The sequence below is a fragment of the Micromonospora thermarum genome (assembly GCF_012034245.1).
Lineage (GTDB): Bacteria > Actinomycetota > Actinomycetes > Mycobacteriales > Micromonosporaceae > Micromonospora > Micromonospora thermarum.
Genome location: NZ_JAATEO010000026.1, coordinates 35,186 through 60,553, shown reverse-complemented (window position 1 = coordinate 60,553; position 25,368 = coordinate 35,186). Strand labels below are relative to the sequence as shown.

The window sequence follows — 25,368 nt, the reverse complement described above, 5'->3', positions numbered from 1 at the left end:
GCAGCTCGACAGTGTGCGCGCCGCCCGTCCTGATGCGGTGTCGGCGTGTCGTCTGGCGGCATCGGTGCGGAAGCCGCCCCGCTGGGTGGGCCCACACCTGGCGGGAGCGGCAGCCGGTAGCCGACGCGGACCGGCGATCCGTCGGAGATCATGGGATTACGCCCGAGCAGTCTGGGATGCCCTGTTTGAACCGCATCGGGACGGGAAGCCGGGCCGCGTGGTGAGCGAACGAGGCAAGGTAGGGCCGGTGCACAAGGTGCGCGCGGGGCTCACGGCCGACGGTGCCGGCCTGGCCGGCGACCGCGTCGTCGCGGCCGGCAGCGCGGCCCGGATCCTGGTCGGGGCCACGGCCCGGGCGCTGCGTGGCGCCGACTGCGCCGACCTGGGCCACCCCGGCCCGCTGTCGCGCTTCACCGGCGCTCCCGAGGCGGTGCGGCGGGCCGCGGCGACCCGGGCCGCCGGCCGGGTCGCGCTGACCGTGGGCCAGACGGCGGAGGTGGACGCCGACCGGGTCGCCGGCTGGTTCGTCGACCAGTACCCGCGCCGCCGGTACCCGGGGCTGCTGCTCGGCTCCCCGCACGGCGCCATGGCCCACCTCGCGGTGGCGCTCGGCATGCCGTGGCTGCCCGCCAGCTTCGAGATGAGCGTGCACTGGGCGCAGGGCGCGGTGGACCGCCCGGAGGCCGCGCTGGACCACGGCGCCGCGCTCACCGCGCGGCTGCTGGCCGGCAACCCCGACCTGCACGTACGCCAGGTGCACTGCCCGGCCAGCCGGGGCGCCCTCGCGGGTGCCACCGTCTCGCTCGCCGCGCGGTGGCGGCGGTTGCCCGCCGCGTACGTCCGGTTCCTGGCCGACCGCCTGGAGCCCGGCGCGCCGGTGCTGCTGTTCCGCGACGCCCGCACCTGGCCGGTGCTGGACTCCGCGCCCGGCCACAGCTTCCAGGTCGGCTGCCCCGGCAGCGGGCTGGACCCGGTGGACTTCCACCCGGACAGCCACGCGCTGCGCCAGGTGCTCCGCTCGGCCGGCGGCGACGGCACCCGGTGGACGCCACCGGAGGTCGTCGAGCCACCCCGCCCGGCCGAGCACGGCGTGGAGTCCGGTTTCGACCAGGCCGTCCGGGAGTGGGCCGACGCGCACCGGCACCCGCTGCACCGGGTGCTCGTGCCGGAACCGGCGGCGTTGAGCGCGGCGACCGCCGACCTGTACCGGCGCTGGCTGCGCGCGGCCGGCAAGACCGGCGACCGCCTGGTCGTCGAGTGCGGCCGGCTGCTCGACCCGTGGCAGGTGGTCCGCGCGGGAATGGTGCCGTACTGGTGCGAGAACGCCACCCGGCGCAGCGTGGAGGGGGTGGAGTGGTGGCTCGCCGGCAGCGAGCCGTTCAGCTCGGTGGACGTCCTGCCCGAGCCGCCGGGGCTGCGGTCACCCGCCCTCGCGGGGCTGCCGCAGTGGCTGGCCGTGGCAGCCTTCGGCCGCCGCCGGCGCGCCCTGGACCGTACGGCGGCCCGGGGGTACCCGGTGACCTCGGTGCCCACCCGCCGGGCCACCGAGGTGTTGCGGGCGCAGCCGTACGACCTGCCGACACCGCCGGCGATGAGCGTCGGCCGGGCCCTGGAAGCGCTCCGCGACAGCGGCTCCCACCAGGGGCTTCTGGTCTGTTGAGACCGGCACACCGAAACATCCTCGCGAACCCGGGGTCCCGTGATTGAGTACCTACGGAGCGGGAACACCGCTGGCTGCGACGGCCTGATCACGCCGTGCAGCGCGGCGCCGTCGCCCGCTGACGTCCCAGTCACGTAACCCACTTCCGGCCCGGTGCGTGGTTCCACCACGCGCACGACCGGTTTCCCAAATCCGGGCGGGGGACCTTCCTGAGGGAGGCGCGGATGTTCGGACAGACCACCACAAGTACACCGCCACCCACCGAACGGGGCCTTGAGGACCTCGACGCGGCGGCCCTGGCGTACGCGGCACGGATCGAGGGACTACCGCCCGAACGGCGGCAGGAGGCACGCGACGACCTGGTCCGCTTCGCGCTGCCGTTCGCCGGGCGGCTGGCGCGCCGGTACCGGGGCCGTGGCGAACCGCTGGAGGACCTGGAGCAGGTGGCCCGGCTGGGACTGGTCAACGCGGTGGACCGGTACGACCCGGAGCGGGGCTCCTTCACCGCGTACGCGGCGATCACGATCGTCGGGGAGATCAAACGCCACTTCCGGGACCGCACCTGGGGCGTGCACGTACCCCGGCGGCTGCGCGACCTGATCCTCGAGGTGGGGCAGGCGACGGCGGCGCTGACCAGCGAGCTGTCCCGCGCTCCCACCGTGGCGGAGCTGGCCGAGCGGCTGGAGACGCCCGAGGAGGAGATCCTCGCCGCGCTGGAGTCGGCGGCCGGGTACAGCCCGGCGTCGCTGAACGCCCCGGTGGGCGGGGAGAGCTCCGCCGAGTTCGGCGACCTGGTGGGGGAGTCCGACAACGCCCTGGAGTCCGTGGACGACCGGGTGACCGTCAGCGGCCTGCTGCACCGGCTGCCCTGGCGCGAGCGGCGGATCCTCGCCATGCGCTTCTACGGCAACCAGACGCAGGCCGAGATCGCGGCCCGGTTCGGCATCTCGCAGATGCACGTCTCCCGGCTGCTGTCCCGGGCGCTCACCTGGCTGCGGCAGGCGATGCTCGCCGACGCCCCGCCACAGTGGCAGAACGGCGCCGCCGAGGCCGACACGGCGAGGACGAAGATCTCGGTGAAGCAGAACGGCGACCGGGTGGTGGTCGAGGTCGGCGGCGAGGTCGACCGCGAGGGCGCCGACCAGCTGCGCCGGGCGATGCTGGAGGCGGTGACCGGCCAGCCCGCCGAGGTGGTGGTCGACCTGGTCGGCGCGGGCGGCTTCGACGCCGGCGGGATCGCCGCGCTGATGGCCGGCCAGGAGGCGGCCGCCCGCACCGGCGTACCGCTGCGGCTGACCCGGGTGCAGCCCGCGGTCCGCCGCTCGCTCGCCGCTGCCAGCGTCCCGCCGACCCGGGACTAGGGACCGGCCGTCCGACCGTCGATCATGGAGTCGTGGTGCCGGACGGACGTGCGGATCGGGGCGGAACGTCCACCACAAGTCCATGATCGACGCGAGTGGGGCCGGCGCATCGCGCCGGCCCCGTCTCGTACGGTCAGTTCTCGGTCGTGTCGCCGCGACCCCGCGGATGGCGCCAGCGGTCGTTCATCTCCTGCTCGTGCTGGGCTCCGAAGATGGTGTCCTCCGGCTCGTCGGTGTCCTCGAAACTGGGCCGGCGGACCTCCTCCGGGTTCGGCACCTCCACCGGGCGGGCACCCGACTGCGGGGCCGGGTGGTGGGCGACGGCCTCCCGGGCGCCGGTCGCGCCCTCGGCGCTCGGCGACTCCGGCAGGTGCTTCTCCCGGTGCAGCTCGTCGCGGAACTCCTGGGGCGGCTTGACGGTGCGCTGCGGCAGGTCCCGGCCGAGATCGGCGACGAGCGGGCCGTACTTGACGTCGAACGCGGGCCGCTCGGAGCGGATCCGGGGCATCCGGTCGAAGTTGCGCAGCGGCGGCGGGCAGGTGGTCGCCCATTCGAGGGAGTTGCCGAAGCCCCAGGGATCGTCCACGTTGACCATCGCGCCGTACCGCCAGGACTTCCACGCGTTCCAGATGAAGAACAGGGTGGAGGCGCCGAGCACGAACGCGGAGATGCTGGAGATGGTGTTCAGCGTGGTGAAGCCGTCGGTGGGCAGGTAGTCGACGTACCGCCGGGGCATGCCCTCGTTGCCCACCCAGTGCTGGACCAGGAAGGTGCCGTGGAAGCCGAGGAACATCGTCCAGAAGTGGGCCTTGCCGAGCCGCTCGTCGAGCAACCGGCCGGTCATCTTGGGCCACCAGAAGTAGAACCCGCCGAACAGCGCGAACACCACGGTGCCGAAGAGCACGTAGTGGAAGTGGCCGACGACGAAGTACGTGTCGTGGGTGTGGAAGTCCGCCGGCGGCGCGGCCAGCAGCACCCCGGTGAGGCCGCCGAACAGGAACGTCACCAGGAAGCCGATGGCGAAGAGCATGGGCGTCTCGAAGGTGATCTGCCCCTTCCACATGGTGCCGATCCAGTTGAAGAACTTCACCCCGGTGGGCACGGCGATCAGGTAGCTCAGGATGCTGAAGAACGGCAGCAGCACCTGGCCGGTCGCGAACATGTGGTGCGCCCAGACCGTCATCGACAGGAAGGTGATCGCTGCGGTGGCGAGCACCAGGCCGGTGTAGCCGAAGATCGGTTTGCGGGCGAAGACCGGGATGATCTCGGTGATGATGCCGAAGAACGGGATCGCGATGATGTAGACCTCGGGGTGACCGAAGAACCAGAACAGGTGCTGGAAGAGCATCGGCCCGGTGGTCGCCGGGTCGTAGACGTGGGCGTTGAGCACGCGGTCGGCCAGGAGCGCCAACAGCGCCGCGGCGAGCAGGGGGAAGACCAGGATGACCAGCAGGCCGGTGAAGAGCATGTTCCAGGTGAAGATCGGCATCCGGAACATGGTCATGCCGGGCGCGCGCAAGGTCAGGATCGTGGTGATGAGGTTGACCGCGCCGAGGATGGTCCCCAGTCCGGAGATCACGAGTCCGACCACCCACATGTTGGCCCCGACGCCGGGGGAGTGCTCCGCCGAACTCAACGGGCTGTACGCGGTCCAGCCGAAGTCCGCCGAGCCCTGCGGCGTGGCGAAGCCGCCGATCACCATGAGCCCGCCGAACAGGTAGAGCCAGTAGGCCAGCGCGTTCAACCGGGGGAACGACACGTCCGGGGCGCCGATCTGGATCGGCACGATGTAGTTGGCGAACCCGAACGCGGCCGGGGTCGCGAACAGCAGCAGCATCACCGCGCCGTGCGAGGTGAACAGCTGGTTGTACTGCTCGGACGACAGGAGCTGCAGGCCGGGCCGGGCGAGTTCGGCGCGCATCAGCATGGCCTGCAGCCCGGCGACCAGGAAGAACCCGAACGAGGTGAGCAGGTAGAGCAGGCCGATCTGCTTGTGGTCGGTGGTGGCCAGCCACTTGGTCAGCTTGCTGCCGGGCAGCGCCGGCCGGAGTGGGCCCGGGTAGCCGCCGAAGCGTGCCGGTGCCAGGATCGCCGGACCCCGGTCGCGTGGTTCCGTGGTGACCCGCTTGGGCATGGAAGTATCACCCCGCCGTGACGACAGATGGACCCGGCGCGCCTACCCGCGCCTCTGCCCATAAAACCAGGCGAGGGAGACCATTAAGGCTATAGCGGCAATTTCGGTCAATTGGCGGCCACGGTGGCCCAGACGGCCTTGCCCGCACCGGCCGGGACGCAGCCCCAGCGCTCGGCCAGCTCCCGCACCAGCAGCAGGCCCCGCCCGCCCTCGGCCCGCAGGTCCGGCCGCCCGGCGCGGGCCGGGGCGTGGCTCCCGTCCTGCACGGCCACGTGCAGGTACGGGCGGCGCAGGGTCAACGTCACCTGCATCGGGGTGTGCGCGTGCCGGACCACGTTGCCCACCAGCTCGCTGAGCACGATCGACGCCGGCCCGACCGCCCCCGGCACGTTCCACCGGGCGCAGGCGTCGCCGACCAGCTCGCGGGCCAGCCGGCAGGCCTCCGCCACCGGCTCCAGCCGGGCGCGCAGCCGGGGCGCCACGGCCCGCCGGGCTTCGTGGGTGGCCTCGGCGCAGTCCCGCCGTACCGGCAGCACCCGGGCGACGGTCGACTCGGCCAGCCACTTCGCGGCCTCCGGCGGCGGGGCGCAGAGGACCATCGGGACCGCCGGCCAGTCGGCCGCCCGACGGGCGGTGGTGGCGAAGACCGACAGGGCCAGCCGGTCGCGGACGGCGACGCCGGCCAGGTCGACCACCAGCGCGTCCGGCTGCGTGGACAGGCACCGGTCCAGCACCGTACGCACCACGCGCATGGTGCCCAGATCGAGACCGCCGTACAGCCGCACGACGGTCACCGGTGCCCAGTCCCGCACCTCGCAGGTGATCCGGCTCGGCATTGCGGCCCTTGCCTCTCGTCGTCGGAACCTGCGAACTACCCGCGCCTGACCAGGGCGAAACCGGGCGAGACCGGGGTCACCGGGCCGCCGCCGTCACCGGCGGGCGTGGCGCGGGACCAGCGTGCCCAGTGCGACCATCCCGCCGCCGAGAGCGAGGTGCAGCCAGTCGTCGGCGTCGTTCACCGGGAGGAAGTTCGCCGCGCTGCGGTGGTCCACCGCCATCCCGTACAACCACAGCACGAGGTAGATCGCGCCGCCGCCGATCAGGTACACCCGGGCGGCCGGGACCGACCGGGCCAGGACCAGCCCGGCCACACCGAACATCAGGTGGACGAGGTTGTGCAGGACGGACACCCCGAAGACGCCGAACAGCTCGGCCCCCGACTGGTGGCCCGCGATCCGGAGGTCGGCGAAGTTCTCGGTGACCCCGGGTACGAAGCCGAGCAGACCGCTGACCAGGAAAACCACGGCGAGGGCGAAGGCGGCCCGGCGTACCGGCGGCTGGCCCTCGGCCGGGTTGCGCCGGGCGCGCGCGTGGGCGGGCGGGACCGTCACCGGTGGGCCGTACCCGTCACGACGGGGTCGAAACGCACCCGGCCGCCCCCGGTGCGGGGGCGGCCGGGTGCGGCGCGTCAGACGGGTTGCAGCCGGGGCGCCGTGGCGAGCTGGCGGACCTGCTCGTACAGGGCCACGTACCGCTGCGCCATCAGTGCCGGCGTGAACCGGGCGGCGGCCTCCCGGCGGCAGTCGCCCTCGTCGATCAGGCTCGCCGCGAGGAGCAGGTCGCCCAGCTCCTCCTCGTCGGTGGTCAGCAGCCCGGTACGGCCGTGGTCGATCAGCTCGGGCAGGCAACCCCGGGCGGTGGACACCACCGGCGTGCCCAGGGCGAGGGACTCGACCACCGCCGTGCCCCCCGGTTCCTCCCACCGCAGCGGGAAGAGGGTGGCGCGGGCGCCGGCCACCAGGTCGTCGCGCTCCTGCCCGGCCACCGTGCCGACCCAGCGGACCAGGTGACCGTCGACGTGCGGGGCCACCTTCTCCAGGAAGAACCGCACGTCCGGGTTCTGCCGCGCCTCCTCGCCGGCCGCGGCCAGGTCCTCCGGCCGGTGGTACGGCCCGACCGGCCCGGCGAGCACCAGCGGGACGCCCACCCGCTGCGCCACCCGGGCACCCAGGTCCTGCCCCTTGCCCGGGTTGATGCGGCCGAGGACGACCGCGTAGTCGCCCTTCGCCGCGGCGGGCCGACGGTCCGCGCCCACGGCGAGCGGCGTGGATAGGTGCACGTGCCCGACCGAGTGCTCCTGCAGCGCGCGCGGCGCCCGGGCCAGCTGCGAGGCGGACACACCGTTGACCCGGACCCGGTCCCCGCCGTCGACGTTGCCGTACAGCTCGGGATGCTTGGCCAGGTCCCAGTGGAGGGTGTGCAGCGCCGGCGGGGCGTCCGGGCCCATCGCGGTGAGCGTGGCCAGCCCGACCGCCTCCACGTGGTCGTGCACGAGGTCGATGTCGTCGCGGGCGTGCAGCTCCCGCACCACGCCGTTCAGGTGCGCCTGGGAGATGCCGCAGACCTGGTTGTACGGCCGTTGCAGCGCGTGGAACTGCCCGTCGGGGAAGACGGAGAACATCTCGTCGACCGGGAGGGTGCTGGTGCCGACCGAGGCGAACACGATCCGGACGCCGAGTCGCCGCAGCTCCGGCACCAGGGTCGCGATGACGTTCTCGATGCCGCCGTAACCGGGCGGGGGCACGGACAGCCAGGGGCCGGCGTTCATCAGGACGGTGAGGCTCATCGCGCGCGGTCCCTTCCCTCGGCGGGGGCGTGGACGCCCCGCGCTCCACCACCGACCGGGCGGTGCGCCCGGCTCCTCACGCCGCCGCCATCCGGCGCCGGGGGACCCGGTGCCGCAACTCGGCCAGGGGCGGACGCTCCTCGATGGAGACGTCCGTGACCACGATCTCCCGCTCCAGGTTCGGCAGGGCCTCCGAGCCGCCGCGCCGGAACTGGGTGAGCAGCTCCGCGGGGAACGCGCCCGGTGCCGCCCACCCGCGGCGCTGGAGCCGGGACCAGGCGGTGAGCATGATCTGCGCGGACATCCGGCCCAGGGCCGCGGTGTCCTGGTGCCGGTGCTTGCGCTCACCGAGGTCGACCTGGGCGAGCGCGTCCAGGCCCACCAGGTCGAGCAGGTCGATGAGCATCGCCGTCTCGACGCCGTACCCGGACACGAACGGCACCCGCTCCAGCACGTCCCGGCGGCCGGCGTACTCCCCGGCCAGGGGCTGCACGAAGCCGGCCAGCTCGGGCCAGAACAGGTTCAGCAGCGGGCGCGCCATCAGCTCGGTGACCCGGCCCCCGCCGTCGGCCTCCACGCCGGCCGTGCCGACCAGGGGGCGGTGGTAGAAGCCCTTGACGAAATCGACGGACGGGTCCGTGAGCAGCGGGCCGATCAGCCCGGTCACGAAGTGCGGACGGAACTCGCGGAGGTCGGCGTCGACGAACGCGACCACGTCGCCCTCGGCGGCGGCCAGCCCGGCCCACAGCGCGTCGCCCTTGCCCGTGAGTCGCGGCAGACCGCGGGTCATCGCGTCCTGGCTGACGACCTCGGCGCCGGCGGCCCGGGCGACCTGGGCCGTCCGGTCGGTGGACCGGGAGTCGACGACGATCAGCTCGTCGACCAGGGCCACCCGGTCCATCAGGTGCTCCCGGATCGTCGACACGATGGCGCCGACCGTGGCCTCTTCGTTGCGGGCGGGCAGCACCACGCTGACCCGGCTGTCCCCCTTGGCGCGCAGCAGGCGCCGCGCCGGCCAGTCGGCGGCCGACGTCGTCCGGTAGGTGGCCCAGGCCTCCACCACCGGTGAGACGATCGTTTCCGTATTCCGCACAGGCACCCCCTGATCGTGGCGGAAAAACTGGTCTTGGTTTTCCCACTACCTCGCTCCTGCTAACCGGATCATCCCTAACAGGGTGATCACGAGAGTGGTGACGGGGCGTTCCCGGGGGATGAACGTTTGATTGCGCCCACACGGGGGGAGAGCTGGCGCGGAACACTGAAACGTCATGGAGAGGCGTGATGAGATGCGCACGTGCCGGGTGGGACTGATCGGGGCCGGCGGGGTGGCACAGCGCCACGCCCGGGTGTTGAGCGGGTTCGACGACGCCGAGCTGCTCGGGGTGACCGACGTCGTGTCGGCGGCGGCCGCCGCCCTGGCCGACACGTACGGCGTCCCGACCTTCGCCGGCGTCGAGGACCTGCTGGCCGCCGGCCCGGACGCCGTGTACGTCTGCGTCCCGCCGTTCGCCCACGGGCCGGCGGAGGAGGCGGTGATCGCGGCCGGCGTGCCGATGTTCGTGGAGAAGCCGGTGGCGGTGGACCTCGGCACCGCCGAGCGGATCGCCGCCCTCGTGGCCGAGCGCGGCCTGCTCACCGGCGTCGGGCACCACTGGCGGTACCTGCCGATCGTCGAGCAGGCCCGGGAACTGCTCGCCGACCGTCCGGTGCGGATGGTCGCCGGGTCCTGGCTGGACAAGGTGCCCCCGGTGGCCTGGTGGTCGCGGCGCGACCACTCCGGCGGGCCGGTGGTCGAGCAGGCCGCACACGTGCTGGACCTGATCCGCGTCCTGGTCGGCGAGGTCACCGAGGTGACCGCGTACGGGAACGGCACGCCGCCGCCGGTCGACGGCGCCGACATCGACTCGGTGACCACCGCCGCGCTGCGGTTCGCCTCCGGCGCCGTCGGCACCCTCACCGCCGCCTGCGTCCTCGGGTGGAAGCACCGGGCCGGCCTGGAGATCCTCGCCGACGGGCTCGCCCTGGCGCTGACCGAGGACGGCCTGGTGGTCCGCGACGCGGACGGCGAGCGGTCGTTCGCCGCCGACCCGGACGCCGCCCGGGTGGCCGTGGACCGGGCGTTCGTCGACGCCGTCCGTGGCGTCGGCGACGACGTGCGCGTCCCGTACGCGGAGGCGCTCGGCACCCAGCGGCTGGCGGTCGCCGTGGCCGACTCCGCCCGCGCCGGCCGGGCGGTGCGCCTGACCGCCCCGGCCACCGCGCCGACCCTCGCGACCGGGGTGACCGTCGATGCGTGACCGGATCGTGGCCGTCACCGCCCCCGGGCGGGTGGAACTGGTCGAGCAGGACGCCGCTCCTATGGAGGAGGGCACCTTCCGCGTGGAGACGCTCTACAGCGGCGTCTCCGCCGGCACCGAGCTGAGCTTCGTCAAGGGCACGAACCCGTACCTGAACGTCAGCTGGAACGCCGACCTCGGCCTGTTCCAGCCCGGCGCGGCGAGCACGCCGTACCCGGTGAACCGGCTCGGCTACATGCAGGTCGGGCGGGTGGTGGAGAGCGCCACCCCGGCCATCGCCGTCGGCGCGGTGGGCGCCATGACGTACGGCCACCGCACCGGCTACGTCGCCGACCCGGTCAAGGAGCGGTTCGTCCCGCTGCCCGACGACCTGGACCCGCTGCTCGGCGTCTACGTCGCGCACATGGGGCCGATCTGCGCCAACGGCATCCTGCACGCCGCCGCCGACGTGCACGGGACCGACGTGCGCTCGCTCGCCGACGGGGTGCGCGGCCGGCGCGTCGCGGTGGTCGGCAGCGGCGTGGTGGCGCTGCTCACGGCGCTGTTCGCCAAGCGGCACGGCGCGGCGTCCGTGGTCGTGCTCGACCCGACGCCGCAGCGCCGGGCGGTCGCCGAGGCGCTGGGCCTGGAGACCCTCGACCCGGAGGCGGACGATCCGGCGGTGGTGCTGAAGACCCGGTGGGGGCACGCCGCCGGGGACCGCGGCGCCGACGTGGTGTTCCAGTGCCGCGGCCAGGCCTGGGCGATGCACCTCGCGCTGCGCCTGCTCCGGCCCCAGGGCACCGTCATCGACCTGGCCTTCTACCAGGCCGGGGCGGACGAGGTCCGGTTCGGCGAGGAGTTCCACCACAACGGGCTGTCCGTGCGCTGCGCCCAGATCGGCCGGGTGCCCCGGGGGCTCGCACCGATCTGGGACCGGGAGCGGCTGAGCGCGGAGACGATCGACCTGCTCCGCGCGTACGGCGAGGAGATCCGCAAGCACCTGATCTCGGCGGTGGTGCCCTTCGACGAGGCGCCGGCGCTGCTCACCGACCTCGCCGAGCGCCGCCGCCAGGAGCTCCAGGTCGTGCTCACCTGCTGACCGTGGACCCGCCCCGCTCCCCGCGATCTTGCACTTTCGGCCCTCCCTTTGGGGTGGATGTGGCATTTGTCGGGGCAGTAAGTGCAAGATCGCGGGGATCGAGGGGTTCGGGGCGTGGGCGGGCGGGACGCGGGAGATCGGTCCGGTCGCGTACCGTTGCCGCTCATGGGTGTGTCGCAACGGTTGAAGAGCAGGTTCCGGCGGTTTCTTCAGCGCCCGGGCACGACGGTGGACCTGGGACCGCTGGAGAAGCTGCTGCCCGCCATCGAGGCGCGCGAGGAGGAGCTGCGGGCGCTCGACGACGCCGAGCTGACCGAGGCCGCCGGAAAGGCCGAGGGCTACGAGGAGATCTGCGCGATCGGCCGGGAGGCCGCCCGCCGCGGGCTCGACCAGCGGCCGTACGACGTGCAGCTGCTCGGCGCGATGGCGCTGCTGTCCGGCAAGGTCGCCGAGATGGCGACCGGTGAGGGGAAGACCCTGACCGCCGTGATCGCCGCGTACGGGCACGTCCGCGTGGGCAACGGCCCGGTCCACGTGCTCACCGTCAACGACTACCTGGCCCGCCGCGACGCCCAGTGGATGGAGCCGGTCTACACCCTGCTCGGCCTCACCGTCGGCTGGGTCAACGAGGCGTCCACGCCGCAGGAGCGGCGCGAGGCGTACGCCTGCGACGTCACGTACGTCTCGGTCAGCGAGGCCGGCTTCGACTACCTGCGCGACCAGCTCGTCACCGACATCGAGGACCGGGTGCAGCCCGCGCTGCGCACCGCGATCGTCGACGAGGCCGACTCGATCCTCATCGACGAGGCCCGGGTGCCGATGGTCCTCGCCGGTGCGGTCGCCGGCGAGCAGGACCCGGTGCACACCGCCGCCACGCTCGTGCGCGGCCTGCGCAAGGGCAAGCACTACACCGTCGCCGAGGACGGCCGCAGCGTCGCCTTCACCGCCGCCGGCCTCGCCGCCGTCGAGGCCAAGCTCGGCATCGACCTGTACGACGAGGAGCACGTCGCCCAGCTCTCGGCGGTGAACGTGGCGCTGCACGCCCACGCGCTGCTGCACCGCGACGTGGACTACATCGTCCGCGAGGGCACGGTCGAGCTGATCGACGAGATGCGTGGGCGGGTCGCCCAGCGGCGCCGGTGGCCCGACGGCCTCCAGGCGGCCGTGGAGGCCAAGGAGGGCCTGGACGCCACGGCCGAGGGCGAGGTGCTCGGCACGATCGCCGTCCAGGCGTACATCGGGCTCTACCCGACGGTCTGCGGCATGACCGCCACCGCCGTGCTGGTCGGTGACCAGCTCCGGGAGTTCTTCGGCCTGGAGGTGGCGGTGATCCCGCCGAACACCCCGTGCATCCGGGAGGACGAGGCGGACCGGATCTACGCGACCCGCGCCGAGAAGGAGGACGCGCTGATCGACGAGATCCGGCGGAACCACGAGCGCGGGCGGCCGGTGTTGGTCGGCACCCTCGACGTCAAGGAGTCCGAGGGGCTGGCCGCCGGCCTGAACGCGGCCGGCGTGCCGTGCGTCGTCCTCAACGCGAAGAACGACGACGAGGAGGCGGCGATCATCGCCGAGGCCGGCGCGTACGGCGCGGTGACCGTCTCCACCCAGATGGCCGGCCGGGGTGTCGACATCCGCCTCGGCGGCAGCGACCAGGCCGACCGCGACCGGGTCGCCGAGCTCGGCGGCCTGTACGTGATCGGCAGCGGCCGGCACGACAGCCGTCGCGTCGACGACCAGTTGCGCGGGCGCGCCGGCCGGCAGGGGGACCCGGGTGGCTCGGTCTTCTTCGTCAGCCTGGAGGACGACCTCGTCGCCCGCCACGCCGGCGACACCGTGCCGGCGTCGCCCCGGATGAACGCCGACGGCCTGGTCACCGACCCGCAGGTCGACTACGCCGTCGAGCACGCCCAGCGGGTCGCCGAGGGCGTCAACCACGAGATCCACCGCAACACGTGGCGCTACAGCGTGGTGATCGAGCAGCAGCGCAAGGCCCTCGCGGAGCGCCGGGAGCGCCTGCTGACCACCGACGTCGCGGCGTTGATGCTGCTGGACAAGGTGCCCGACAAGGCCGGCGAGATGGACGAGGACCTGCTCGCCCGGGTCGCCCGGTCGATCGCCCTCTTCCACCTCGACCGGCTCTGGGCCGAGCACCTCGCCGAGCTGTCCGAGGTCCGCGAGGGCGTGCACCTGCGGGCACTGGGCCGGCTGGACCCGCTCGACGAGTTCCACCGCGCTGCCGTGCCCGCGTTCAACAACCTGGTCCCGGAGATCGAACGGCGCACCATCGAGACCTTCACCGAGACCGAGTTCGACGAGACCTGGGAGCCCGAGGAGGCCAAGCTGGTCCGGCCGAGCGCCACCTGGACGTACCTGGTCCACGACAACCCGTTCGGCTCGGAGCTCGACCGGCTCATCGCCTCGGTGGGCCGCCGGCTCAGCTCCGGCTCTCGATAGTCGCCTAAAGGGTGCCCTTCCGGTGACGTGTGACACCGGAAGAGCACCCTTTTGCGTCGTTTCGACCCCTGTTCCTGGGGGTAGTAGCCCGGGTCCGGAGAGTCGGGAGAGATCAGGAAATGGAACAGGGAACGGCCCCGGTGGGGCGCGCGGTGTCGCGCGCATTCGCGGTGGGGGCGGAGGACCGGTGAACCTCGGGATGCGTGAGCCGGTCGCGGAGACACTCGGCGTGCTGGAGACCGCGGCCCTGCTGCGGGAGCTGACCGCCGGACTGATCGGCGTCGACGACTTCGACGAGGCGCTGGCCGCCCTGGTGCGGATCGCCCGCGACGCGATGGCCGGAGTGACCTGGTGCGGGTTCACCGCCCTGCGCGCCGGGGAACCGGCCGCCGCGGCGGCGTCCGACGAGCGGCTCGCCGGTCTGGACGACCTGCGGCACGGCCCGGACTCGCCGGCCATGGAGGCGATCCGGCGGCGGGAGATGGTGCTCTCCGAGCACCTGGGCCGTGAGTCGCGCTGGCCGGACTGGACGGCGCGGGCCCGCGAACTCGGCGTACGCGGGGTGATCTCGGCCCAGGTCGACGTGGACGAGCAGGTGATCGGCTCGCTCAACCTCTACGCCGGCGCCACCGACGCGCTCACCCCCCGGCACCAGCTCACCGCCATGCTGCTCGCCGAGCACGCCGGGCTGCTGCTCGCCGCCGTACGGGACCGGGCCCGCTCGGCCGCCGAGGCCGACCAGCTCGGCGCCGGCCCGCTCGGCGACGGGGTGGTCGGCCAGGCGGTGGGTGTGATCATGACCCAGCGCGGCTGCCGGGCCGAGGAGGCCCTGGAGGTGTTGCGCAGCGCGGCCACCTCGCTCGCCATCCCGCTCCGCGAGGTCGCCGAGCGGCTGGTGAGCACGGTCTCCCGGCCCCGGGACAGCTGACCGCGTCGTTTCGCCCCGTGTGCGCCCGGGTAGCACCGTTGACTGGTGACGGGACGCGACCTGGGGAGAAGCGATGCAGAGCCGGCTGCGGGTGCAGGGGCACCCGATCCAACCGATGCTGGTGACGTTCCCGTTCGGGCTCTTCGTGAGCGCGACGGTGTTCGACCTGACCGACGTGATCGGAGGACCGGCGTTCCTCGGTGAGGTGGGGTACTGGACGGCGGTGGCGGCGCTCGTCGCCGCCGCGCTGGCCACCGTCGCCGGCATGATCGACCTGTGGGACGTACCGGGCGGGAAGACGCGCCGGACGGCCACGACGTTCAACCTGGTCAACGCCGCGATGGCCGGCCTGTTCCTGATCGCCTGCCTGATCCGGGCGGACGCGCCGCAGCGGGGTGCCAGCGTCGTGCTGCTCCTCACCGAGCTGGTCGCCCTCGTCGTGGGCGGGTACGGCGTCGCCCTGGGGGCCCGCCTGATCCGCCGGTTCGACGCCGGCCGCGCCGAGCCCACCACCCTCGACGCCCTCGGCGGCGTCGCCGGCTCCACCGTGGAGATCGTCCGCCCGCGCCCGTGAATTTCGTTGCCGGGTCCGGACCCGGCCGGGCAGGCTGCCCGGATGACGGACGGACGGTTCGACGACCTGATCGCGGAGGGGGCGGCGGCCCCGGTGGACGGCTGGGGTTTCGACTGGCTCGCCGGACGGGCGACCGAGGAACGGCCACCCTGGGGGTACGCCCGCCTGGTCGCCGCCCGGATGGCGGCCGCGGACGCGGCGCTGGACGTGGACACCGGCGGGGGAGAGGTGCTGGCCGAGGTGCCGTCACCGCCCCGCGTGCTGGTCGCCACCGAGGGGTGGCCACCGAACGTGCCGGTCGCGGCCCGGGCGCTGCGCCGGGTCGGCGCCACCGTGGTGGCGGTGACGCCGGACGCGCCGCTGCCGTTCGCGGACGCGTCCTTCGACCTGGTGGTGAGCCGGCACCCCGTCCGGACCGACTGGTCGGAGACCGCCCGGGTGCTGCGGCCGGGCGGGACGTTCCTGTCCCAGCAGATCGGCCCGGGCACCGTACGCGAGCTGAGCGAGGCGATCCTCGGCCCGTTGCCCCCGCCGGCGAGCCGCCACCCGGAGCAGGCGGTGACCGCCGCGACGGCCGCCGGCCTGACCGTGGTGGACCTGCGGGAGGCCACCTTGCGGACCGTCTTCCACGACATCGCCGCCGTGGTGTGGTTCCTGCGCAAGGTCGTCTGGACCGTCCCGGACTTCGACGTCGACCGGCACCGGCCCGCGCTGGCCCGGCTGCACCGGCGGATCGAGGTCGAGGGTCCGTTCGTGACCCACGCCCGCCGCTTCCTCATCGAGGCGACCAGGCCGGCCTGACGGGCGTCAGTGGGCCTCGCCGTGGTGGGCGGCCAGGACGTCCCCGCCGAAGTCGCTCGCCGGGCGGCGGAGCACGGTGTGGGCGTGGTTGCCGTCGTCGGTGGTGTTGTCGTATTCGATCAGCAGGTCGTCGCCCTGCACCCGGTAGTAGTGGCGCTGCCCCGGACGGGTCGGCCCGGCCCAGGCGAAGTGCAGCGGTGAGCCGGCGAGGCGGCGCGCCTCCCGGATCGCCAGCTCCGGCGGGAGCCGGTCCAGGTAGAGGGCGACGAGCTGGTCCAACAGGGACCGGCCGGTGGGACCGAGCCGGTCGGCCGGTACGCCGAGCGGCTCGACCGGCGCGTCGACCCGGGGCCGGGTGGCGCTGACGATGTCGGCGGGCGCCTCGTCGGCGACGATCGCCGCGGCCCGGCCGGCGGGGCCGATCGCGTCCAGGAGCGCCCGGCCGAGGTCCTCCTCCGGCCCGAGTGGCCGCGACACCGGGTGGCCGGCCCACCGGACGGCGGCCGGGTTCGCGCCGAAGAAGACGGGCGCGGGGGAGACCTGGTCGTCCACCACGGTCATGCTGACCGACAGGTGGTGCCCCTCGACCCGCCACGCCCACGCGTCGTCGCGGGCCGGGTCGCCGAAGACCGCCACCCAGTAGTCGTCGCTGTGCCGGCCGCGCCGCCACCCCTCGGCCCGGTCGAGCACCTCCTCCAGCGCGATGATCGCCATCGCCTGCGCGTACGCCGGCGGGCTCAGCGCGGTCGCCAGCAGGCGGTGGGCGGCCTTGCGGGCGGTGCGGTCGAGGTCGGCGAGACACACGCCGGGACGGGGCCGCGGCCGGTACTCCAGCCAGCGCCGCGCCGCGACGTCGTCGAACCGGTACGCCGCGCCGGCCCGGGCGGGCCCGTCCAGGGCGGCGAGCAGCGCCGTGCCGGCGGTGCGCATCTGCTCGGGCAGCGGATCCTCCACCGCCCCTGTATACCGGGCGGCGCGGGCACCCGCCGGCCGACGGGGCGACCGGCGGGTGTCCCGGCGATCGGATGACGCGGCGCCGCCCCGGGACCGTACGGTCCGCCCGGCGCCGCACCACGTGATCACGACCGACGACGGCGCGCCGGCTCAGCCGGCCGGCCGTGCGGTGAGCAGGGCGAGCATGTCGGGCAGGTCGAAGAAGCCGGCGGTCTCCACGGCCGACGGGCTGCCGTGACCGGGATCGGCCCCGGCGGCGAGGAGTGCCCGGACGCTGCCCTCGCTGCGACGGAACGCCGCCGCGGCCAGCGCGGTCTGCCCCCGGTCGTTGGTGCGGGAGTGGTCGGCCCCCCGCCTCAGCAACGCGGCGACGGTGTCCGGATGGGCGTGGGACGCGGCCAGGATCAGCAGCGTGTCGCCCTTGTCGTTGGTCAGGTCGACCGGCAGTCCGGCGTCGACGTACGCGGCGAGTTCGTCGGTGGCGCCCTCGCGCGCCAGGTCGAACATCCGGTGCGCGAACGCCAGCGTCTCGGCGTCCAGTTCCTCGATCACCGGTTCAGGCTAGTCCGGTCGGCCGAGGCGCGCCCGTCGGAAGCGCCATCCCAGCATCCAGGACTACCTACTAAACCGATAGGATTTACCGTCTAAGCTGTCGGTGGACCCGCCCACCGACCTGTGGAGACCCGATGAGCGCGCACCGCACCGACCTGTCCGCCGTCGCGCGACGCTGGGCCGCCGACCTGGACTCCTGGCCGGTGCCGCTGCGTTTCGACGCCGACCAGCGGTGGTACGCCCGGCTGGCCGGCGACGTCGACCACGAGGTGTGGGCGCTGAGCTGGCTCCCCGGGCAGGGCACCGACCTGCACGACCACGGCGGCTGCTCCGGCGCGTTCGTCGTGGTCTCCGGGGTGCTGACCGAGGAGACGGTGGCCGGCACCCGGCTACGCCCGCACCGGCTTCCCGCCGGGGCCGGACGTCGCTTCGGTTCCCGGCACGTGCACCAGGTGACCAACCGGGGCCCGGACCCCGCGGTGAGCGTCCACGTCTACCGGCCCGCGTTGCGCCGCATGACCCGGTACCTGCTCGCCGACGGCCGCCTGCGCGTCGCCGAGGTGGCCGAGGCCGGGGTCGCGTGGTGATCCACTTCAGACACGGAAGGACCGAGATGCCGCACACCCACCCCTCCACCGCGTGTCCACCCCCACCGACGGGGTCCCGCGGGATCGACGAGATCCTGGCCGACGCCCGCGGCCGGCTGCGGCGGCTGGACCCGGAGGATGCGCACGTGGCCCACCGGCAGGGTGCGCTGCTGGTCGACATCCGGCCGGCCGCCCAGCGCGCCGCCCACGGCACCGTGCCCGGCGCCATCGCCGTCGAGCGCAACGTGCTCGAGTGGCGGTTCGACCCGCGGTGTCCGGCCCGGCTGCCGCAGGCCGGCTCGTACGACCTGCCGGTCGTGGTCCTCTGCCAGGAGGGCTACACCTCGTCCCTCGCCGCCGCCGCCCTGCAGGATCTCGGGCTGCACCGCGCCACCGACGTGGTGGGCGGCTTCGCCGCCTGGCGGATCGCCGGGCTGCCCGCCCTCGGCCCCACGTCGTTGCTCCGTCCCCACCCCGTCGCGCCCCCGGTGACCGCCGGCCAGGTGCGCCGCTGACGCCACACCGCACCGGTCGTGGCGGCACCCGTCGTCGCAGGAGGCACCATGTCCGTCGTCGCACTCCCCGTCCGTACCCCGCCGGCCGCCCGTCCCGACGGCGCCGATCCGCGCCGGTCCCGCTCGCGGGCCACCGTCACCGTCGACCTCGCCGCCGGCCCGCTGAGTCCCCGGGTCGTGCGACTGCTGGACCTGCTCGGCGAACTGGCCGAGTCGGGCGAGGGTCGGCTCGAGTCGGGCGAGGGGCGGGCGGGTCCGCCCGTCACGGAGCCACGGCGGGCCGAGGCCCACCCGGACGAGGTGATCATCCACGCCGGCAGCCGGGTGGTCCGGCACCGCGGCCGGGTCGTGCCCCTGACCCGGATCGAGTACGACCTGCTGCTGTTCCTGGCCGAGCGGCCGCGTACGGTCTTCACCCGGCTGCAACTGCTGGCCGCCGTCTGGGGCTACGAACACGCCGTGATGCGGACCGTGGACGTCCACGTGCGCCGGCTGCGCGCGAAGCTCGACACGGCGGTCGTGACGACCGTCCACGGCGTGGGGTACCGCCTCGCCGACGAGGCGCACGTCCTCGTCGCTCACAGCTACTGAATCGTTCGGAAACCTAACCGGGCCGAGGCGCGCCGACCGGGGTGCCTCGGCCCGTCGCGGTTGTCACACATCCGGTACGCGGAGCGTCCACATGGGAGCGCGTCCAGGCGCGCCACCTCGGCATGAATCACGTTCGTCAACCACGCTCCGTGACCGGGTTCGGCGAATGTGAACCGGGCAGGCACCCCCCGTATCGGGTCATCTCGGCGACTCTGCTGTAATCATCAGACCTCGTACGCAGAGCGAGCATCCGGCTCCGATGCGTTCGTCAATTGTCACATTCATGCAACGCAGCCGCCCCTTGACCCTCGCACGAGCGCCGGGAAGCATCGATGAAGCGGCGTTCCCGGGCCGTGGGGAGATACCCGGACCAGCCAAGGAGGACCATGTCGGTCAGCCCTGCTTCGTCGCGCGCCGGATGGCATACGTCCCAGCCCGCTGTTCCCGGTCGACCCCCGGGTGGCCAGCGCCGTCCCGCGAACACCGCGGCGCCGGTGCTCACGGTGACCCTGTCGATCCCGCTGGCCAACGAGGAGGCGCTCACACCGCCGGCGCGCCGCCTGCTGGAGGCCGCCCGCGAGATGCTGGAGCGGGGCGAGGGCACCATCACGGCCGCCGGGTCCGGCGGTGCGGAGCGCCGGGCCGAGCCGGTCCCCGCCGGCCGGTCCCCGGGCCGTCAGCTCGCCCCGACCATCCCCACCCTGCACATCCTCGCCTCGTCCCGGTCGGTGCTGCGCGACGGCGAGCCGCTGCCGCTGACCCGCCTGGAGTTCGATCTGCTGCTGCACCTGGTCGCCCATCCCCGCCGGGTCTTCACGCGGCTCCAGTTGCTCAACGCCGTCTGGGGTTACGAGCACGCCGGGGTGCGCACGGTGGACGTGCACGTCCGCCGGCTGCGCGGGAAGGTCGGGGTGGACGTCCCGCTGGTCACCACCGTCTACGGCGTCGGCTACCGGCTCGCCGACGACGCGCGGGTCACCATCGACCGCAGCGGCTGAGCGACCGTCCGGCCCGGCGAGCCGTCCGCGGCGGCCGACCGACACCCGACCCGGCCGGCCGACCGCCGGCGCCCCACGATCCGCCCGACCGGCGCCGGGGCGGTCCGACCGGGCACGATGGTCGGCGTGCGTGTCCGTCCGATCTCTCCCGAGCGTCTCGTCACCGAACTGGCCGACCGGCTCGCCGGCACCACGGTCGCCGGCCGGTTGCGGGTGGCCGTCGACGGTCCGCCGGCGGCCGACCCCGACGCCCTGGCCGGCGCGCTGGTCGACCCGCTGCGCGCCCGGGGCCGTCCGGTGCTGCACGTCCGGGCGGCCGACTTCCTCCGCCCGGCCTCGGTGCGGCTCGAACACGGCCGCACCAACCCGGACGCGTACTACGAGGGCTGGATCGACGAGGCCGGGCTGCGCCGGGAGGTGCTCGACCCGGCCGGCCCGGACGGCTCGGGACGGGTCCTGCCGTCGCTGTGGGACGCCGACGTCGACCGTGCCAGCCGCGCCGCGTACGTCGAGGTGCCCGAGCGCGGCGTCGTCCTCGTGAGCGGGGCGCTGCTGCTCGGCGGCGGCCTGCCGTTCGACGTCACCGTGCACCTGGCGCTCTCGCCGTCCGCCCTGGACCGGCGCACGGACCCGGAGCAGCGGTGGACACTGCCCGCGTTCGCCCGCTACACCGACGAGGTGGCTCCGGCGACGTTCGCCGACGTGGTCGTCCGGGTCGACGACCCCCGCCACCCCGCACTGGTCGACCTGGCATAGGGCCGGTCCGACCGGTGCCGGTGGCGCCATCCGGGTCGGCCAGTCCCTCGACCGCCCCGGGACCGACGCGCGCGGCCGGTGGACGCCGGGCGCGGAACGTCGCGAACCGGACCGGAGATCCGGCGGAAGTCGCCGGTTTGATCCACCGGGCCCCGGGGTATTCGCCCGGCTCACAGAGCACGGGTGATCCACCCGCGCGGGCGACGACGACACCGGGGCCGGTGGCCCCGGTAGACCGCGAGGTTCGGAGAAAGGCAGGCAGCGATGCTCGTCCACGACACGGTCGGCACGGGCCGATCCCAGGCGGAGATCGACCAGATCCGGCAGTCCCTCCAGGCCCGCTACAACGAGCTCACGGCGGAGTACGAGCAGGCCGTGGTGCAGAGTCAGGTCCTGCGCCTGGTGGAGGTGGGCGACACCGCGGGCGACGACCAGGCCGACAGCGGCACCAAGACCGCGGAGCGGGACACCGCGCAGTCCCTGCTGCGGACCATCCTGGACCGTCGGGCCCAGTACGAGCACGCCCTGACCCGGCTGGACGAGGGCACGTACGGCTTCTGCGAGGGCTGCTCGGCGCCGATCCCGGTGGAGCGGCTGGAGATCTTCCCGTCGGCCACGACCTGCGTGACGTGCAAGCAGACCCGGGAGCGTCGGGCGGCCTGACCTTGCCGATCGGTCCGGGGCGCGGTGGACTCCACCCATGGGCGACATCAAGGTGGGCACCGCCTCCTGGACCGACCGTACGCTGCTCGACTCCGGGTGGTACCCGCAGACCGCGGACACGCCGGAGAAGCGGCTGGCGTACTACGCCAAGCAGTTCCCGCTGGTCGAGGTGGACGCCACCTACTACTCGCCCCCCGCCGAGCGGACCGCCCGGCTGTGGGCCGAGCGGACCCCGGCCGGCTTCACCTTCAACGTCAAGGCGTTCAGCCTGCTCACCGGCCACCCGACGAAGGTCAGCTCGCTGTACAAGGACCTGCGGCCGGAGACGGAGAAGCGGAACGTCTACCCGGACGACCTCACGCCGCAGGCGTACGAGGAGGTCTGGACGCGGTTCCTCAGCGCGCTGGACCCGCTGGTCGAGGCGGGCAAGCTGGGCGCGCTGCTGTTCCAGTTCCCGCCCTGGTTCACCATCAAGCGGGACAACAAGCAGTACCTGCGGGAGGTGACGGCGCGTTGCGCCCCCCTGCGTCCGGTCTTCGAGTTCCGGCACGCCTCCTGGTTCGACGGTGCCAACGCCGATGAGACCCTCGCCTTCCTGCGCCAACACCGGCTGCCGTTCGTGTGCGTGGACATGCCGCAGGGGCACCGCTCGTCGGTGCCCCCGGTGCTCGCCGCCACCGCGGACCTCGCGGTGGTGCGCTTCCACGGGCACAGCGACAAGTGGACCAGCACCGACATCCACGAGAAGTTCGGTTACCGCTACTCCGACCGGGAACTGCGCGACTGGGCGCCGAAGCTGCGCGAACTGGCCGGTGAGACCGGACAGACGCACGTCCTCATGAACAACTGCTACCGGGACTACGCGCAGACCAACGCCGCCACCCTCGCCCGGCTGCTCGACGCCTAGGGCCCGCCCGAAGCCCTGGGCGGACGCCGCCCGGACGCCGTCGACCGAGGACGTCGACACCGGCCCTCGCGGATCATCCCGATCGGGTGAGCCGGCCTCACCCCGCGGGGCGGAAGCATGGGGAGTGCCTCGTGGTCGTCGGTCCGGCGACCGCGGATCCGACACGGAGGTGGCGTCATGACCACTCGGGTGGTGGCGGACCGGCGACGTGGGGGCGTCCTGCACGTCGTCGGCGCGACCGGTGACAGCCGGCGCCCGCCGCGGGCCGGCCGGGCCAGCCCGCTCCGGCAGTGGCGCGGTCCGGCGGGGCCGCCGCGGCGGGACGATGACCGACGGTGGGAAACCGACGTACGGGGGTGGAGAGATGGCTGAGCAGCTGCAGTCGGCGATCGACGCGTCGACCGAGAAGACCAACCTGATCCTCAAGGGCATCGAGAAGGAGTACGGCTGGCCGAAGGAGCAACGGAACCAGTCCTACTGCGCACTGCGTACGACGCTGCACCTGCTGCGCGACCGGCTGCCGGTGCAGGAGAGTGTGGAGTTCGCCGCGCAGTTGCCGTTGGTGCTCCGCGGGATCTATTTCGACGGCTGGAAGCCGATGGACGTGCCGGTCAAGCTGAACCGCGACGACTTCCTCCTCGAGTTCCGGAAGCAGTTCACGTACGACATGGAGGGCACCCCGCAGCACCTGATCCAGGTGGTGCTGAACTCCCTGCGCCAGCACGTGACGAGCCCGGGGCAGTGGGACGACGTGATGGACAACATGCCGAAGGACCTGGCCCGGATGATGTCCTGACCGCCGCACCCCGACGGCTCGCCCCGCGCGGCGGGGCGGGCCGTTCGCATCCTCCCGGCCGGTTCAGGCGCCGGCCGGCCCCGACCGGTCGTCTCCGGCGCCGGCGTTCCCCGGGACCCGACTCACCGGCCGACCGGTCCGCCGGGCCAGCGCGGCGAAGGCGGCCGCGTCGACGACCGCCGCGCCGCCCGGGTCGTTGTTGAAGTAGACGTACGCCGGCTCGTCGGCGGCGAAGGCGTCGGTGAGCCGCCGCACCCAGGAGGCGAGGGCGGCCGGCCCGTAGCGGGGGTGCGGCCGGGCCCGCCCCTCGTGCAGGCGCAGGTAGCCGAAGTCCGTGGTGCGCCAGCGCGGTGCCACCGGCCGGCCCAGCCGGTCGGCCCACACCAGCGCCGCCCGCCGCCGCTCCAGCACCGCCCGCGTGGTGGCGGTCCACCACGACGGGTGGCGCGGCTCGACGGCGACCCGCACCTCGGCCGGGAACCGGCGCAGCGTGGCGTCCAGCGTGTCCGGGTCGGCGGGCAGGTTCGGCGGCAGTTGCAGCAGCACCGGCCCCAGCCGGTCGCCGAGCGCGGTGGCCCGGCTCAGGAACCGGGCGACCGGCTCGGCCGGATCCCGCAGTCGCTTGATGTGGGTCAGGTAGCGGCTCATCTTCACCGCCACCCAGAAGTCGTCCGGGGTGCGGGCCCGCCAGGCGGCGAAGGTGTCCCGCTCCGGCAGCCGGTAGAAGGCGTTGTTGACCTCGACGGTGGCGAAGCGCGCGGCGAAGTGCTCCAGCCACAGCCACTGCGGCAGCCCGTCCGGGTAGAACCGGCCCCGCCAGTCGCGGTACTGCCAGCCGGAGGTGCCGACCAGGATCATCGCCGCCCCTACCAGAGGTCGAAGCGGAACACCTCGAACGCGGCGCCGTAGCGGACGCCGAGGCGGGTGCCCACCGGCCGGTTCAGTCCCTCCAGGAACTCCTCGGCGTCGAAGCTGCCGTCGCCCAGCCCGGTCAGGTACGCGTCGTGCGCCCGCAGCGACGCGACTCCCTTCTCGAAGGTGTCGGTCACGTCCACCCCGTGCGCGGCGAGGGGTGACGCGGCGGCCCACACCTGCCGTACGCCGTTCCACGGCTGCACCCCGTCGACCAGCTGCTCCGGGAAGACCCAGCGGTTGCCGGCGTCCCGAACGGCGTCCAGCACGGCCCGGCCCGTCGCGATGTGGTCGGCCTGGTTCAGCGCGTACGCGCCGTCCCAGGTCTCCCGGAAGTTCGTGGTGAGCACGATCTCCGGGCGGTGCCGCCGGACCACGCCCGCCAGCTCCCGGCGCAGCGGCACCCCGTACTCCAGGATGCCGTCGGGCAGCCCGAGGAACTCGACCGTGTCGACCCCGACGAGGGCGGCGGACTCCCGCTGCTCGGCCTCACGGACCGTCCGGGCGCGCTCCGGCGGCATCCCGTCGATGCCCGCCTCGCCGCTGGTCACCAGGCAGTAGGCGATCTGCTTGCCCTGGCCGGTCCAGCGGGCGACGGCGGCGGCGGCGCCGAACTCCAGGTCGTCGGGGTGGGCGACGATCGCCAGCGCCCGCTGCCACTGCTCGTCGAGCGGTTCCAGCGCCGGGACGTCGGTCAGGTCGGTCATCGACACCTCCTCGGTCCGCCCCATCCTGTCACCGTCGCCGGCCGCCCGCTGCGCACGACCGGCGGCCCCGGCGGATCCGAGCCCGGGGTGCGAACCGCCCGTGCCGGACACTCGGGACGTCTACCGTGTGGTTAGAGAAGATCGGGCGTGGGGTACCACCCGCTGCACGACGGACCCCGGCGCACGGCGGGGCGGCACATCCGAGGGAGCACCCATGGCACTCAACGACGACGACATGACGACCACCGGCGGTGGCGGCCTCGAGGGTCCGGCCGACGGCGGTGCGACCCCGGGCCACCAGGACGGTGGTGCCGACGGTGGCGCCGACCGCGGTGCCGAGCGCGGCGCCGACCAGGGTGCCGACCAGGGCGCCGAGGGCCCGGCCGACGGTGGCGCGACCCCGGGCCAGCAGGACGGTGGCGCCGACGGTGGCGCGGAAGGCCCGGCCGACGGCGGCGCGACCCCGGGCCAGCAGGACGGTGGCGCCGACGGCAGCGCCTCCTGAGCAGCA

Annotated in this window: 26 protein-coding genes; 17 read left to right on the top strand and 9 right to left on the bottom strand. The window is 73.9% G+C overall.

Translation table 11 applies throughout. The features are described 5' to 3' along the window. Positions 1-256 precede the first annotated feature (256 nt). Both HCJ94_RS22120 and HCJ94_RS22115 read left to right on the top strand, forming a co-directional pair. Complete coding sequence (locus HCJ94_RS22120; protein ID WP_168002992.1) at positions 257-1,660, top strand: hypothetical protein; 1,404 nt, start codon at positions 257-259, stop codon at positions 1,658-1,660. A gap of 224 nt (positions 1,661-1,884) precedes the next feature. Continuing rightward, complete coding sequence (locus HCJ94_RS22115) at positions 1,885-3,021, top strand: SigB/SigF/SigG family RNA polymerase sigma factor (protein WP_168002954.1); 1,137 nt, start codon at positions 1,885-1,887, stop codon at positions 3,019-3,021. A 133-nt stretch (positions 3,022-3,154) separates the two neighbouring features. Here HCJ94_RS22115 and ctaD read toward each other — a convergent pair whose 3' ends face one another. The 5 genes from ctaD to HCJ94_RS22090 all read right to left on the bottom strand — a co-directional run bounded on the left by ctaD (position 3,155) and on the right by HCJ94_RS22090 (position 8,841). Continuing rightward, entirely contained in the window at positions 3,155-5,155 is a 2,001-nt protein-coding gene (ctaD, locus tag HCJ94_RS22110) for an aa3-type cytochrome oxidase subunit I (RefSeq protein WP_168002953.1), read from the bottom strand. 107 nt (positions 5,156-5,262) lie between these two features. Continuing rightward, positions 5,263-5,991, bottom strand: a complete 729-nt coding sequence (locus tag HCJ94_RS22105) for an ATP-binding protein (RefSeq protein ID WP_168002952.1) — start codon at positions 5,989-5,991, stop codon at positions 5,263-5,265. Between the two features lie 93 nt (positions 5,992-6,084). Beyond that, the gene (locus HCJ94_RS22100) at positions 6,085-6,546 is read right to left on the bottom strand and encodes a DUF4383 domain-containing protein (protein ID WP_168002951.1); all 462 of its coding nucleotides are present in this window, start codon (positions 6,544-6,546) and stop codon (positions 6,085-6,087) included. Between the two features lie 77 nt (positions 6,547-6,623). Then, entirely contained in the window at positions 6,624-7,781 is a 1,158-nt protein-coding gene (locus tag HCJ94_RS22095) for a glycosyltransferase (protein WP_168002950.1), read from the bottom strand. A gap of 76 nt (positions 7,782-7,857) precedes the next feature. Further along, the gene (locus HCJ94_RS22090; RefSeq protein ID WP_309227382.1) at positions 7,858-8,841 is read right to left on the bottom strand and encodes a glucosyl-3-phosphoglycerate synthase; all 984 of its coding nucleotides are present in this window, start codon (positions 8,839-8,841) and stop codon (positions 7,858-7,860) included. A gap of 226 nt (positions 8,842-9,067) precedes the next feature. Between HCJ94_RS22090 and HCJ94_RS22085 the strand changes: the two genes are divergently transcribed. From HCJ94_RS22085 to HCJ94_RS22060, 6 genes are all read left to right on the top strand, one after another. Next, positions 9,068-10,078: a Gfo/Idh/MocA family protein gene (locus HCJ94_RS22085; protein WP_168002990.1), complete on the top strand. Its 1,011-nt coding sequence runs from the start codon at positions 9,068-9,070 to the stop codon at positions 10,076-10,078. Beyond that, positions 10,071-11,159 (top strand): zinc-dependent alcohol dehydrogenase, encoded by a 1,089-nt coding sequence (locus HCJ94_RS22080; RefSeq protein ID WP_168002949.1) that lies wholly within the window; start codon positions 10,071-10,073, stop codon positions 11,157-11,159. Before HCJ94_RS22085 ends, HCJ94_RS22080 begins: the two co-directional genes overlap by 8 nt. Positions 11,160-11,324: 165 nt before the next feature. Beyond that, positions 11,325-13,616, top strand: coding sequence for an accessory Sec system translocase SecA2 (secA2, locus tag HCJ94_RS22075; protein WP_168002948.1), 2,292 nt, complete (start codon positions 11,325-11,327; stop codon positions 13,614-13,616). Positions 13,617-13,803: 187 nt separating this feature from the next. Beyond that, on the top strand, positions 13,804-14,544 hold the full coding sequence (locus tag HCJ94_RS22070) for a GAF and ANTAR domain-containing protein (protein WP_168002947.1): 741 nt from the start codon (positions 13,804-13,806) through the stop codon (positions 14,542-14,544). A gap of 73 nt (positions 14,545-14,617) precedes the next feature. After that, positions 14,618-15,118: a DUF2231 domain-containing protein gene (locus HCJ94_RS22065; RefSeq protein ID WP_168002946.1), complete on the top strand. Its 501-nt coding sequence runs from the start codon at positions 14,618-14,620 to the stop codon at positions 15,116-15,118. Between the two features lie 42 nt (positions 15,119-15,160). Beyond that, positions 15,161-15,919, top strand: a complete 759-nt coding sequence (locus HCJ94_RS22060; protein ID WP_168002945.1) for a class I SAM-dependent methyltransferase — start codon at positions 15,161-15,163, stop codon at positions 15,917-15,919. A 6-nt stretch (positions 15,920-15,925) separates the two neighbouring features. Here the strand turns inward: HCJ94_RS22060 and HCJ94_RS22055 are convergent, their stop codons facing one another. Next, positions 15,926-16,873, bottom strand: a complete 948-nt coding sequence (locus HCJ94_RS22055) for a DUF3500 domain-containing protein (RefSeq protein WP_168002944.1) — start codon at positions 16,871-16,873, stop codon at positions 15,926-15,928. A gap of 150 nt (positions 16,874-17,023) precedes the next feature. Further along, positions 17,024-17,380, bottom strand: coding sequence for an ankyrin repeat domain-containing protein (locus tag HCJ94_RS22050; protein WP_205801708.1), 357 nt, complete (start codon positions 17,378-17,380; stop codon positions 17,024-17,026). Positions 17,381-17,559: 179 nt separating this feature from the next. Between HCJ94_RS22050 and HCJ94_RS22045 the strand changes: the two genes are divergently transcribed. From HCJ94_RS22045 to HCJ94_RS22005, 8 genes are all read left to right on the top strand, one after another. Continuing rightward, positions 17,560-18,012, top strand: coding sequence for a cysteine dioxygenase (locus HCJ94_RS22045; RefSeq protein WP_168002942.1), 453 nt, complete (start codon positions 17,560-17,562; stop codon positions 18,010-18,012). 26 nt (positions 18,013-18,038) lie between these two features. Further along, entirely contained in the window at positions 18,039-18,527 is a 489-nt protein-coding gene (locus HCJ94_RS22040) for a rhodanese-like domain-containing protein (RefSeq protein ID WP_168002941.1), read from the top strand. A 48-nt stretch (positions 18,528-18,575) separates the two neighbouring features. After that, positions 18,576-19,118: a winged helix-turn-helix domain-containing protein gene (locus HCJ94_RS22035; protein WP_168002940.1), complete on the top strand. Its 543-nt coding sequence runs from the start codon at positions 18,576-18,578 to the stop codon at positions 19,116-19,118. Positions 19,119-19,504: 386 nt separating this feature from the next. Next, on the top strand, positions 19,505-20,116 hold the full coding sequence (locus tag HCJ94_RS22030) for a winged helix-turn-helix domain-containing protein (protein WP_168002939.1): 612 nt from the start codon (positions 19,505-19,507) through the stop codon (positions 20,114-20,116). A gap of 126 nt (positions 20,117-20,242) precedes the next feature. Further along, positions 20,243-20,872 (top strand): nucleoside/nucleotide kinase family protein, encoded by a 630-nt coding sequence (locus HCJ94_RS22025; protein WP_168002938.1) that lies wholly within the window; start codon positions 20,243-20,245, stop codon positions 20,870-20,872. A gap of 264 nt (positions 20,873-21,136) precedes the next feature. Next, a complete protein-coding gene (locus HCJ94_RS22020) occupies positions 21,137-21,535 on the top strand; it encodes a TraR/DksA family transcriptional regulator (RefSeq protein ID WP_168002937.1) in 399 nt (132 codons plus the stop codon). Positions 21,536-21,572: 37 nt separating this feature from the next. Beyond that, complete coding sequence (locus HCJ94_RS22015; protein ID WP_168002936.1) at positions 21,573-22,442, top strand: DUF72 domain-containing protein; 870 nt, start codon at positions 21,573-21,575, stop codon at positions 22,440-22,442. 364 nt (positions 22,443-22,806) lie between these two features. Next, on the top strand, positions 22,807-23,238 hold the full coding sequence (locus tag HCJ94_RS22005) for a DUF2267 domain-containing protein (protein WP_168002934.1): 432 nt from the start codon (positions 22,807-22,809) through the stop codon (positions 23,236-23,238). A gap of 63 nt (positions 23,239-23,301) precedes the next feature. On the opposite strand, the gene HCJ94_RS22000 is transcribed toward HCJ94_RS22005, so the two are convergent. After that, positions 23,302-24,096 (bottom strand): DUF72 domain-containing protein, encoded by a 795-nt coding sequence (locus tag HCJ94_RS22000; RefSeq protein ID WP_168002933.1) that lies wholly within the window; start codon positions 24,094-24,096, stop codon positions 23,302-23,304. Positions 24,097-24,104: 8 nt separating this feature from the next. Continuing rightward, positions 24,105-24,857: a PIG-L deacetylase family protein gene (locus tag HCJ94_RS21995; protein ID WP_168002932.1), complete on the bottom strand. Its 753-nt coding sequence runs from the start codon at positions 24,855-24,857 to the stop codon at positions 24,105-24,107. A gap of 214 nt (positions 24,858-25,071) precedes the next feature. Here HCJ94_RS21995 and HCJ94_RS21990 point away from each other — a divergent pair, with 214 nt between their 5' ends. Beyond that, entirely contained in the window at positions 25,072-25,362 is a 291-nt protein-coding gene (locus tag HCJ94_RS21990) for a hypothetical protein (RefSeq protein ID WP_168002931.1), read from the top strand. Positions 25,363-25,368 lie beyond the last annotated feature (6 nt).

Excerpts from the sequence above, each read along its gene's own strand:
- HCJ94_RS22115 (WP_168002954.1), top strand. The coding sequence starts at position 1,885 with ATGTTCGGACAGACCACCACAAGTACACCGCCACCCACCGAACGGGGC.
- ctaD (WP_168002953.1), bottom strand. The coding sequence starts at position 5,155 with ATGCCCAAGCGGGTCACCACGGAACCACGCGACCGGGGTCCGGCGATC.
- HCJ94_RS22105 (WP_168002952.1), bottom strand. The coding sequence starts at position 5,991 with ATGCCGAGCCGGATCACCTGCGAGGTGCGGGACTGGGCACCGGTGACC.
- HCJ94_RS22095 (WP_168002950.1), bottom strand. The coding sequence starts at position 7,781 with ATGAGCCTCACCGTCCTGATGAACGCCGGCCCCTGGCTGTCCGTGCCC.
- HCJ94_RS22085 (WP_168002990.1), top strand. The coding sequence starts at position 9,068 with ATGCGCACGTGCCGGGTGGGACTGATCGGGGCCGGCGGGGTGGCACAG.
- HCJ94_RS22080 (WP_168002949.1), top strand. The coding sequence starts at position 10,071 with ATGCGTGACCGGATCGTGGCCGTCACCGCCCCCGGGCGGGTGGAACTG.
- secA2 (WP_168002948.1), top strand. The coding sequence starts at position 11,325 with ATGGGTGTGTCGCAACGGTTGAAGAGCAGGTTCCGGCGGTTTCTTCAG.
- HCJ94_RS22065 (WP_168002946.1), top strand. The coding sequence starts at position 14,618 with ATGCAGAGCCGGCTGCGGGTGCAGGGGCACCCGATCCAACCGATGCTG.
- HCJ94_RS22060 (WP_168002945.1), top strand. The coding sequence starts at position 15,161 with ATGACGGACGGACGGTTCGACGACCTGATCGCGGAGGGGGCGGCGGCC.
- HCJ94_RS22050 (WP_205801708.1), bottom strand. The coding sequence starts at position 17,380 with ATGTTCGACCTGGCGCGCGAGGGCGCCACCGACGAACTCGCCGCGTAC.
- HCJ94_RS22045 (WP_168002942.1), top strand. The coding sequence starts at position 17,560 with ATGAGCGCGCACCGCACCGACCTGTCCGCCGTCGCGCGACGCTGGGCC.
- HCJ94_RS22040 (WP_168002941.1), top strand. The coding sequence starts at position 18,039 with ATGCCGCACACCCACCCCTCCACCGCGTGTCCACCCCCACCGACGGGG.
- HCJ94_RS22035 (WP_168002940.1), top strand. The coding sequence starts at position 18,576 with ATGTCCGTCGTCGCACTCCCCGTCCGTACCCCGCCGGCCGCCCGTCCC.
- HCJ94_RS22030 (WP_168002939.1), top strand. The coding sequence starts at position 19,505 with ATGTCGGTCAGCCCTGCTTCGTCGCGCGCCGGATGGCATACGTCCCAG.
- HCJ94_RS22020 (WP_168002937.1), top strand. The coding sequence starts at position 21,137 with ATGCTCGTCCACGACACGGTCGGCACGGGCCGATCCCAGGCGGAGATC.
- HCJ94_RS22015 (WP_168002936.1), top strand. The coding sequence starts at position 21,573 with ATGGGCGACATCAAGGTGGGCACCGCCTCCTGGACCGACCGTACGCTG.
- HCJ94_RS22005 (WP_168002934.1), top strand. The coding sequence starts at position 22,807 with ATGGCTGAGCAGCTGCAGTCGGCGATCGACGCGTCGACCGAGAAGACC.
- HCJ94_RS22000 (WP_168002933.1), bottom strand. The coding sequence starts at position 24,096 with ATGATCCTGGTCGGCACCTCCGGCTGGCAGTACCGCGACTGGCGGGGC.
- HCJ94_RS21995 (WP_168002932.1), bottom strand. The coding sequence starts at position 24,857 with ATGACCGACCTGACCGACGTCCCGGCGCTGGAACCGCTCGACGAGCAG.
- HCJ94_RS21990 (WP_168002931.1), top strand. The coding sequence starts at position 25,072 with ATGGCACTCAACGACGACGACATGACGACCACCGGCGGTGGCGGCCTC.